1 protein-coding gene is annotated in these 543 nt (G+C 60.6%); it reads right to left on the bottom strand.

What is annotated here, in order from left to right; translation table 11 throughout:
• Nucleotides 1–110: 110 nt before the first annotated feature.
• Nucleotides 111–543 (bottom strand): potassium channel family protein (locus KJQ99_RS11335; protein WP_502756522.1); only part of this gene is annotated, 433 nt, incomplete at its 5' end.

Raw genomic sequence — 543 nt, 5'->3', positions numbered from 1 at the left:
GTCCATGAGCGGTGAGCTCACGGGCAATGGATCGGCCGACATTGCCGGCTCCAACGATGACGATTCTCACGATTCTCCTTGCCTCGGGTGAACGGCGTTGTCCGTGACGATCAACGTTTGACCGGCGGCTTGGCCAATAGGCCCTCGATTTCGGTGATGCGCTCGCCCTCGACTGCGGCATAGACTACGTCGCCATCCTGCAGCAAGGTGGCTCCGTCGGGGACCATGCCTTGACCGAATCTCAATAAAAATGGCAGCGGGGTGTGGATGCGATCCTGAATAGCGGAGATTTTCATCCCGACCCAGTCGGTATGGGTGTTGACACGGATCAAACGGACCTGGCCGGATGGGTCGCGCCACGCCGGCTCAGATCCCTCCGGCATGAGACTGCGCAACACTTGGTCGGCAGCCCACCGCACGGTAGCTACCGTGGGGATCCCAAGACGCTCATAGACTTCAGCCCGGCCCTGGTCGTAGATGCGGGCGACGACGTTGTCGATGCCGAATTCCTCGCGAACCACTCTGGCAGACAGGACGTTGGAA

The sequence above is a fragment of the Campylobacter sp. 2018MI13 genome, from assembly GCF_018501135.1.
Taxonomy (GTDB): Bacteria; Campylobacterota; Campylobacteria; order Campylobacterales; family Campylobacteraceae; genus Campylobacter_E.
Note: the sequence above shows the minus strand (reverse complement) of the source record. Positions and strands in the feature narration are given on the sequence as shown.